The sequence below is a fragment of the Corallococcus sp. AB032C genome, from assembly GCF_003668935.1.
GTDB classification, from domain to species: domain Bacteria; phylum Myxococcota; class Myxococcia; order Myxococcales; family Myxococcaceae; genus Corallococcus; species Corallococcus exiguus.
The window spans coordinates 179,946-188,682 of sequence record NZ_RAWP01000005.1; the positions used below are offsets into that span (position 1 = coordinate 179,946).

Sequence of the window (8,737 nt, forward strand, 5' to 3'; positions counted from 1 at the left end):
GTGACCGGACCGACCCCGCTGGCCCTGAAGGTGGTGCCTCCCCGTCCCAACGAGGACCGGCGGGCCGTCCTGCGCGAGCTGTATGTGAAGTACGGCGGCAGCGTGCGTGAGCGCTGCCGCTACCTGCTGAAGGACGCGAGCCGGGCGGAGGACGCGATGCATGACGTCTTCGCCCGCGCGCTCGTGCACGGGGAGTCGTTCCGGGCGGAGGCGTCTCCGCTGACGTGGCTGATGAAGATCGCCACGCACCACTGCCTCAACCAGCTGCGCTCGGAAGGGGCGGCGTGGAGGAAGTGGTTCGCGCGGGACGAGGCGGCCCGTTCGGAGGGCCATGGCGGCGCGGAGGCGATGGAGACGCGCGACCTGGTGCGCAAGCTGCTGGCCCGGGTGGACGCGGAGACGCAGGCGGCGGCGATCCACTACCACGTGGATGGGATGACGCTGGAAGAGGTGGCCGCGGTGCTGGGGCGTTCGGTGCCCACGGTGCGCAAGCGGCTGGAGCAATTCGCGGAGCTGGGTGGAGAGGAGCTGAGCGTCCGATGAGCGCGCACGAGTCGAACTGGACATTGCGCCGCCTGCACGCCGGTGAGCTGCCCACCCACGAGGCGAACCGCGTCCGGGAGCATGCGGAGGCGTGCGAGGCGTGTGGCTCGACGATGAAGTCCTTCGCGGATGCGCAGGCCGCGTTCGAGGCGGACGTGCCCTTCGAAGGTTTCGAGGCCGGAGTGGAGCGGGCCCGCGCGAGGCAGGCTTCTTCGAAAGAGCCGGCGACGCGCTCGCAATGGGTCCGGCCGCTGATGGCGGTGGCGGCGTCCGTGATGGTGCTGGTGCTCGCGCGTCCGCTGCTGGAGACCGGAGGGAGGACGGATCCCATCCCACCGCCCGTCGCGGGCAATCGCATCAAGGGCGGCGCGGGCGCGGAGCTGCGAATCGGTGGAGGCGTGGATCCGCAGCGGGTGGCGAGCACGGAGGCGCCGGAGGCGTTGCAACCCGGTGAGCGTGTGCGGCTGGGCTACACGGCGGACGCGTTCCGCTACGTGGCGGCGCTGTCGGTGGATACGCAGGGCGAGGTGACGCCGCTGTATCCGGAGTCCGGGGACAGCCTCGCGGTGGAGCCGGGCGCGGGACAGCACTGGCTGCCGGAGAGCGTGGAGTTCACCGGCGCGGGTGCGGAGCGCGTGGTGCTGGTGCTGACGGACGCGCCCGTGTCCATGGATGCGCTGAGCGACGCGGCCCGGAAGTCCTTCGTCGCGGCGGGCCGGGACGTCACGCGCATGGCGCCGCTGGACGTGGCGGGCGCGCAGACGCAGTGGATTTTGCTGAAGCCATGAGCGACGGCCCCGTGAGACAGGTGCTCGCTCCCGTGGCGGCCTGGGCACGGGCCCTGGGCTCGGCGATGCGGGCGTCGATTCCCGCGCTGGTGCTGGCCTCCACCGCCGCGCACGCGGACACGCTGCACCGCTTCGCGCTCATCGCGGGCAACGACACGGGCGGAGCGGACACGCGGCCCTTGAGCTACGCGCGCGACGATGCGCGCAAGATGCACGACCTGCTCACGCGGCTGGGCGGAGTGTCCCCGGCCGACGCGAAGCTCCTCCTTGATGACGACGCGAAGGACTTCCTCGTCGCGCTGTCGGAGCTGGAGCAACGGGCCCGCGCGGCCCAGGCTCGCGGCGAGCGCACCGCGCTGTTCGTCTACTACTCCGGCCACGCGAAGGACGGCGCACTGCGGCTGGGTGATTCGCGGCTCGCCTTCGACGCGCTCAAGCGCCGGCTGGCCGACGCACCCGTGGACATCCGCATCGCCATCCTCGACTCCTGCCGCTCCGGCGCGCTCACCCGCACCAAGGGCGCTCGCAAGTCCCCGGCCTTCGATGTGGAGTCCGGCGCGGCACGCGATGCGCGGGGCGTCGTCATCCTCACCTCCAGCTCCGCGGACGAGGACTCGCAGGAGTCGGACACGCTGGGCGGCAGCTACTTCTCCCATCACCTGGCCAGTGGCCTTCTGGGAGACGCGGACCGCAGCGGCGACGGACGCGTGACGCTCTTCGAGGCGTATTCGCACGCCTACGCCCGCACCGTCGCGGACACGGCCGACAGCAGCGCGGGCCCGCAGCACCCCACGTTCAGCTACGACCTCGCTGGCAACGGAGACCTGGTCCTCACCGACCTGCGCGCGAGCGCCGAAGGACTGGTCGTCCCCGGCAACGCCCCCGCGGGCTCCTACTACTTCGTGGATCCGGGCGGCCTCGTGGTCGCGGAGCTGGACAAGGCCGTGGATACCGAGCGCCGCGTGGCCCTGGCCCCCGGCACCTACCGCGTGAAGCGCCGGCTCAGTGACCGGCTGCGCATTGGCGAAGTGGAAGTCGCGCGTGGACGCACGACCATCCTGCAGGAGCCGCGCTTCAAGGACGCGCCCTTCTCCGACGACCCCGTGAAGGGGGCGATGCTGGACAAGGGCGCGTGGTGGGCGTTCGGCCTCACCGGCGGCTTCCAGTCCTTCTTCGACCCCCAGACGCGCCAGTCCCTCTTCCTCTCCGTGCCCCTCTTCGGCGCGGAGGCCGAGCTGCACGACTACTTCCGCCGCGACTGGGTCTGGGGCTTCGACGCAGCGGTGGGCGGCACGAATGGCGTGCTGTCTCTGCCCACGCTGGCGGGCCCGGCGTACCGCTACTCCGTGGTGAACGTGGGCACCAGCCTCACCGCCGAATGGCCCGTGGGCCGCTTCGCCCCCTTCGTGGGCGTGCGCGTCGCGTACCTCATCATGGGCCGCAAGTTCGACGACGCGGCGTTCCCGGACCAACGCTTCGCCATGGTGTCTCCGGGCCTGGCGACGGGCGCGAGATTCCAGCTCACGCGCAAGCTGAACCTCACCGCGCGCAGCCGCCTGCAGTACCTGCAATACACCGTCGACGCGCAGCGCTCCCTGGGGTTCTGGGAACTCGCCGCGCTCCTCACGTACCAGCCATGAGGGAGCACGTGATGCGAACCTTTGCCCTGGCCCTCCCCTGTCTCCTCGCGGTCGCGTGCGGCGGCGACTTCTCCAACGACGACCTGGAGTTCCAGAACGCCCTGCCCCAGCGCGAGGATCTGGCCGCGAAGCTGCCGGACACCGCCCGCTCCGGCCAGGGCCTGGGCACTCAGGCCCAACGGCTGAGCGCGTCGCAGGTGCTGGGCGGCACGTCGCCTCTCGCGCTTCAGGCCTATGCGGCGGGCACGCAGTTCAACACCAGCGTGGACGGCCTGCTCGCCCTGCTGGAGCTGTTCCGCAACGCCCCGCCCACCACGCGCGAAACCGACCAGCGCATCTGGGGCCCCTTCCCCTCGGACGACCACCCGGGCCACGAGCTGCGCTTCGTGATGGAGCGCCAGGGCGCATCCTTCGCGTACCTCCTCCAGTTCCGTCCCCAGGGCGGTGGCGAGGACACGTGGTGGACCTACCTGCCCGGCACCTTCAAGGCGGACGGAGGCATCCGCAAGGGGACCGGCACGCTCGCGCTGGACCTCAAGGCGGCCCGCGCGCACGGCTTCGACACGGGGGACGCGAAGACCGTGGACCGGCTGGACATCGACTACCAGACCCGGGCACTGCCCACGCGCGTGGAGCTGCTCTTCACCGGCGCGGGCGCCGCGACCCCGAACACCCGCTATGCGTCGCGTCAGACGCCCGAGGGCCTGGGGGAGATGGCGTTCCGGTTGCCGAACACGGACCTGATTCCTGGCGGGCTCCTGGAGACGCTGGACATCCTGGCGCGCTGGACGCCGGATGGCCGGGGCGTGCTGGTGCTCAACATCCTGGACGGGGACGCGAAGGGCGCGCAGTACACGGAGTGCTGGGACGCCCGGACGCGCATCACCTTCATGCAGCGCAACTGGGACTTCATCACCCCCACCGAGGGCGACCGCCGCACCTGTCCGGACGTGTCCGCGCTGGACCCGAAACCCTGAAGAGGCCGCCCGCGCTTCGCCCGGGCTTAGGGCCGGACAGCAGCCGGGCGGACAGTCCCGGCCCCTTGGAAGGTGACGCGCGGGGTGGATTCTCTATGCTGGCGGCGGTTTCCCGCGCCCCCATGCCCAACTCCTCGCTTCTCACCGTCTTGAAGAGCCGGCGCATCTGGCTCCTGATGGCCGTCGGCTTCGCGTCCGGCCTCCCCCTGTGGCTGACCGGCGTCACGCTGTCCGCGTGGATGAAGAACGAGGGGGTCAATCTCAAGACGATTGGCATCTTCAGCCTGGTGGCGCTGCCCTACACCTTCAAGGTGCTGTGGGCGCCGCTGATGGACCGCTACACCCTGCCCTTCCTGGGCCGGCGGCGCGGCTGGATGCTGCTCACGCAGGTGCTGCTCATGGGCGCCATCGCCGCCATGGGCCTGGTGAACCCGAAGGACACCCCGATGGCCATGGCATGCATGGCGGTGGTGGTGACGTTCCTGTCCGCCAGCCAGGACATCGTCGCGGACGCGTGGCGCACGGACATCCTCACCCTGGAGGAGCGCGGGCTGGGCAACTCGCTGTACGTCACCGGCTACCGGCTGGGCATGCTCGTGGCGGGCGGGCTCGCGTTCATCCTGTCGGACCACCTGGGCTGGTCCCAGACGTACTACGTGATGGGCGTGCTCATGGGCGTGGGCGTGGTGGCCACGCTGCTGGCCCCGGAGCCCCAGAGCGTGCGGCCTCCGCGCAACCTGGCGGACGCGGTGGTGCGGCCCTTCGTGGACTACTTCCGCCGCGAGTACGCGCTGGGAGTGCTCGCGTTCCTGGTGCTCTACAAGCTGGGGGATGCCATCGCCGCCAGCATGGTGACGCCGTTCTACATCGAGCTGGGTTTCTCCAACACGGAGATTGGCGCGCTCAGCAAGACGTTGGGCATGCTGGCCACCATCGGCGGCGGACTGCTGGGCGGCGTGCTGATGGTGAAGCTCAGCATGCGCCGCGCGCTCTTCATCTTCGGCGCCGCGCAGGGCCTTACCAACCTGGCCTTCATGGCCCTGGCGCTGGTGGGCAAGAACGACCTGATGCTCGCGGCAACCATCGCCGTGGACAACGTGTGCACGGGCCTGGGCGTCACGGCGTTCGCGGCCTTCATCATGTCGCTGTGCCACAAGAGCTTCAGCGCGACGCAGTACGCGCTGCTGTCCGCCCTGGGCACCATCGCCAACCGGCTCATCGGTTCCGTGTCCGGCTACCTGGCCACGTGGATGGGCTGGCCCACCTTCTTCGCCTTCACCGCCGCGGCGGCCATCCCCGCGCTGGTGCTGCTGACGTTCCTGCCGGAGAACGCCGCCCAGCCGAAGGAGGACGAGCCTCCCGCGCCCGAATCCATCCCGCCCGCGTCGTCTTCCGCGGCCTCCGTCGCCGTGGCGCGCTGACAGCTTCCGGACACGCCTCCCCGTCCCGACAGCCCGCGCCCCGCCCGCTACTGGACGGAGCGCGTCAAGACGGGTGAGGCGCGCGACAGGGCCACGACTTCGGCTCCCCTCCCAGAGCGCGCGCGGCTAGGGTGGCCCCGACATGGCCCACCCCTCCGCTGGCAAGCCCCTTTCGCGCGACCTGCTGATCAATCCCGAGAAGCTGCGCGCGCAGTACTACGACGACACGCCCGACGCGTCCGTGGCCGAGCAGCGCGTGGCCTTCGGCACCTCCGGTCACCGGGGGAGTGCCGCGCGCCGGAGCTTCAACGAGGCGCACATCCTCGCGGTGGCGCAGGCCCTGTGCGAGTACCGCAAGCAGCAGGGCTATGACGGCCCGCTGTTCCTGGGCATGGACACGCACGCCCTCTCCGAGCCCGCCCAGCGCACCACGCTGGAGGTGCTGGCCGCCCACGGCGTGGAGGTCCGCTACACGGACGGCGCCACGCCCACGCCGGTCATCTCCCACGCCATCCTCACGTACAACCGGGGCCGTAGGAGCGGGCTCGCGGACGGCATCGTCATCACCCCGTCCCACAATCCGCCGGAGGACGGCGGCATCAAGTACAACCCGCCCAACGGCGGCCCCGCCGACACCAACGTCACCTCGCTGGTGGAGAAGCGCGCCAACGAGCTGATGGCCTCGGGCAACCAGGGCGTGCAGCGCGTCCCCTACGAGCGGGCGCGCGCGAGCGCCACGGTGAAGCCGTACGACTTCATCACCCCGTACGTGGCGGACCTGACGAACGTGGTGGACCTGGACGTCATCCGGGGCGCGAAGCTGAAGCTGGGCGCGGATCCGCTGGGCGGCTCCAACCTCCAGTACTGGGAGCCGATCGCTCGGAAGTACGGCCTGGACCTCACGGTGGTGAACCCCACCGTGGACCCCACCTTCGGCTTCATGCCCGCGGACCATGACGGGAAGATCCGCATGGACTGCTCGTCGCCGTACGCGATGGCGAACCTGGTGAAGCTCAAGGACCAGTACGCGCTCGCGTTCGGCAACGACACGGACTCCGACCGCCACGGCATCGTCACCCGCAGCATGGGGCTGATGAACCCGAACCACTACCTCGCGGTCGCCATCAACTACCTCTTCCGCAACCGCCCGGGCTGGAAGGCGGACGCGGCGGTGGGCAAGACGCTGGTGAGCAGCAGCCTCATCGACCGCGTGGGCAAGGACCTGGGCCGCCGCGTGGTGGAGGTGCCGGTGGGCTTCAAGTGGTTCGTGGACGGGCTCTTGGACGGCTCGCTGGGCTTTGGCGGCGAGGAGAGCGCGGGCGCGTCCTTCCTGCGCAAGGACGGCACCGTGTGGACCACGGACAAGGACGGCATCATCCTGGACCTGCTCGCGGCGGAAATCCTGGCGCGCACCGGCAAGGACCCCGGCGAGCACTACCAGGAGCTGGCGAAGGAGTTCGGCGCGCCGCTGTACACGCGCATCGACCAGCCGGCCACGTCCGCGCAGAAGGCCGCGCTGAAGAAGCTGTCGCCGGAGGCGGTGAAGGCCACGTCGCTCGCGGGCGAGCCCATCCTCCAGCGCCTCACGCGCGCGCCGGGCAACAACGCGGACCTGGGCGGCCTCAAGGTGACGACGGAGAACGGCTGGTTCGCCGCGCGTCCGTCTGGCACGGAGGATGTGTACAAAATCTACGCGGAGAGCTTCCGCGACCAGGCGCACCTGGACGCCATCGTCCAGGAGGCGCGTGCCATCGTCTCAGAGGCGTTCACTGGAAAGTAGGCGTGGACTCAGGCGCCTCGCGCAGGCTTCGATGCCGCGCGAGGAGCCCCACCACCCATGGAAGTGAAAACCATCCTGCAGTACGTGCTCGCGCTATTCATGGTCGTGGCGGGGGTGAACCACTTCCTCAAGCCCCGCATGTACATGCGCATCATGCCGCCGTACCTGCCCCGGCCCCGGGAGCTGGTGCTGCTGAGCGGCGTGGCGGAGGTGCTCCTGGGCATCTTCCTGCTGGTGCCCGCCACCACGCGGCTCGCGGCGTGGGGACTGGTCGCGCTGTTCGTGGCGGTGTTCCCCGCGAACATCTACATGGCCCAGCACCCGGAGCAGTTCCGGAAGATTCCCCGGGGCATGCTCTGGGCGCGGCTGCCGCTCCAGGTCGTGCTCATCGCCTGGGCGCTCTGGTACGTCTGAGCACGCCGGAGCCTCCTCAGCGCCAGAGCGGCGCGTGGTCCTCGATGTACTGGCGCACCGTGCGCGTGGGGCGGCCCAGCAGGTTGGTGAGCGTGGGGTCCACCTGCTCCGCCTTCCCGAAGCGAAGCCCCACGTGCATCAGCGTCTGCATGCCCAGCTGGCCCCATGACAGCTGGCGCTGGTGCAGGTGGCGCACGTAGCCGGGCACCGACGCGGGCACATAGCGGATGGGCCGGCCCAGCACCTCCGACAGCACGGACGCCACCTCGTCGAACGACACCGCCTCCAGGCCGGTGAGCGTGAAGGCGCGGTTGCGCAGCGACGTGTCCAGGAGCGCCCGCGCCGCCACTTCCCCGACGTCGCGCACGTCCACGAAGGCCACCTTGCCGTGGCCCGCGGGCATGTAGAGCCGGCCGTCCTGGCGGATGTCCTCGCGGTACGCGTCTCCCAGGTTCTGGGCGAAGAACGCCGGGCGCAGCAGCGTCCACCCGACGTTGGAGCGCATCAGGTGCGCCTCCACCGCGTGGTGCGGCGCCCAGGCGCGCGTCTCCGCCCCCGCCATGGACAGGAACACCACCTGCTTCACGCCCTGCGTGGCGGCCGCGTCGATGAACGCGTTGAGCGTCCCTTCCGCGTGGGCGATGGCCGGCGGATGCATCAGGAACACGCCCCGCACGCCCTCCAGCGCGGGGAGGAACGTCTCCGGCCGCAGGAAGTCCAGCGGCGTCGGCATCACGTCCCCGTCCATCTCCTTGAGCAGCGACACTGTGTGCTCCGGCGACTTCACCGCCGCGCGCACCGCCACCCCTTCGGCCAGGAGAGCGCGCACCACCGCCCGCCCCACGTTGCCCGTGGGCCCCGTGACGAGCACCGGCCCACTCACCACGGCCACCTCTCCGCCAACCGCCAGACACGGCCGGCGCCAGACGACGCTCCTGCGCTCATGCGGAACTCCTCCCGCCAACCCGTCACCCCGGAAACCGGCCGGCGACGGGGCGATTTGGACCCACCCTGGCGTCCCATTCCCTACGCTGAAAAACGCACCCGTTCTGATCCGTTGAGGCCTTCGCTCTCAAACTCCGGAAGTTGAGAATGAAGCGTACGTCAGCCAACACCTTCCGTGTGGGAGGGTCGGCTGCCGAGCACACGGCAGCCGACCCTCCCTGTCTCTTAT

Annotated in this window: 8 protein-coding genes; 7 read left to right on the forward strand and 1 reads right to left on the reverse strand. The window is 70.4% G+C overall.

The genetic code is table 11. The features are described from left to right. The 7 genes from D7X99_RS03405 to D7X99_RS03435 all read left to right on the forward strand — a co-directional run bounded on the left by D7X99_RS03405 (position 1) and on the right by D7X99_RS03435 (position 7,563). Entirely contained in the window at positions 1–543 is a 543-nt protein-coding gene (locus D7X99_RS03405; protein ID WP_233596784.1) for an RNA polymerase sigma factor, read from the forward strand. Further along, the gene (locus tag D7X99_RS03410; protein ID WP_121776456.1) at positions 540–1,331 is read left to right on the forward strand and encodes a DUF4384 domain-containing protein; all 792 of its coding nucleotides are present in this window, start codon (positions 540–542) and stop codon (positions 1,329–1,331) included. Before D7X99_RS03405 ends, D7X99_RS03410 begins: the two co-directional genes overlap by 4 nt. Continuing rightward, positions 1,328–2,971 (forward strand): caspase family protein, encoded by a 1,644-nt coding sequence (locus tag D7X99_RS03415; RefSeq protein ID WP_233596785.1) that lies wholly within the window; start codon positions 1,328–1,330, stop codon positions 2,969–2,971. The genes D7X99_RS03410 and D7X99_RS03415 overlap by 4 nt, the downstream gene beginning before the upstream one ends. Positions 2,972–2,982: 11 nt before the next feature. Beyond that, entirely contained in the window at positions 2,983–3,948 is a 966-nt protein-coding gene (locus D7X99_RS03420; RefSeq protein ID WP_120576014.1) for a hypothetical protein, read from the forward strand. A gap of 122 nt (positions 3,949–4,070) precedes the next feature. Beyond that, entirely contained in the window at positions 4,071–5,369 is a 1,299-nt protein-coding gene (locus tag D7X99_RS03425) for an AmpG family muropeptide MFS transporter (RefSeq protein ID WP_120576034.1), read from the forward strand. A gap of 142 nt (positions 5,370–5,511) precedes the next feature. After that, positions 5,512–7,149: a phosphoglucomutase (alpha-D-glucose-1,6-bisphosphate-dependent) gene (pgm, locus tag D7X99_RS03430; RefSeq protein ID WP_121776457.1), complete on the forward strand. Its 1,638-nt coding sequence runs from the start codon at positions 5,512–5,514 to the stop codon at positions 7,147–7,149. Between the two features lie 57 nt (positions 7,150–7,206). Then, positions 7,207–7,563 (forward strand): DoxX family protein, encoded by a 357-nt coding sequence (locus D7X99_RS03435; protein ID WP_121760816.1) that lies wholly within the window; start codon positions 7,207–7,209, stop codon positions 7,561–7,563. Positions 7,564–7,579: 16 nt separating this feature from the next. Here the strand turns inward: D7X99_RS03435 and D7X99_RS03440 are convergent, their stop codons facing one another. Continuing rightward, entirely contained in the window at positions 7,580–8,455 is an 876-nt protein-coding gene (locus tag D7X99_RS03440; protein ID WP_199756315.1) for an SDR family oxidoreductase, read from the reverse strand. Positions 8,456–8,737 lie beyond the last annotated feature (282 nt).

Excerpts from the sequence above, each read along its gene's own strand:
- D7X99_RS03410 (WP_121776456.1), top strand. The coding sequence starts at position 540 with ATGAGCGCGCACGAGTCGAACTGGACATTGCGCCGCCTGCACGCCGGT.
- D7X99_RS03415 (WP_233596785.1), top strand. The coding sequence starts at position 1,328 with ATGAGCGACGGCCCCGTGAGACAGGTGCTCGCTCCCGTGGCGGCCTGG.
- D7X99_RS03420 (WP_120576014.1), top strand. The coding sequence starts at position 2,983 with ATGCGAACCTTTGCCCTGGCCCTCCCCTGTCTCCTCGCGGTCGCGTGC.
- D7X99_RS03425 (WP_120576034.1), top strand. The coding sequence starts at position 4,071 with ATGCCCAACTCCTCGCTTCTCACCGTCTTGAAGAGCCGGCGCATCTGG.
- pgm (WP_121776457.1), top strand. The coding sequence starts at position 5,512 with ATGGCCCACCCCTCCGCTGGCAAGCCCCTTTCGCGCGACCTGCTGATC.
- D7X99_RS03435 (WP_121760816.1), top strand. The coding sequence starts at position 7,207 with ATGGAAGTGAAAACCATCCTGCAGTACGTGCTCGCGCTATTCATGGTC.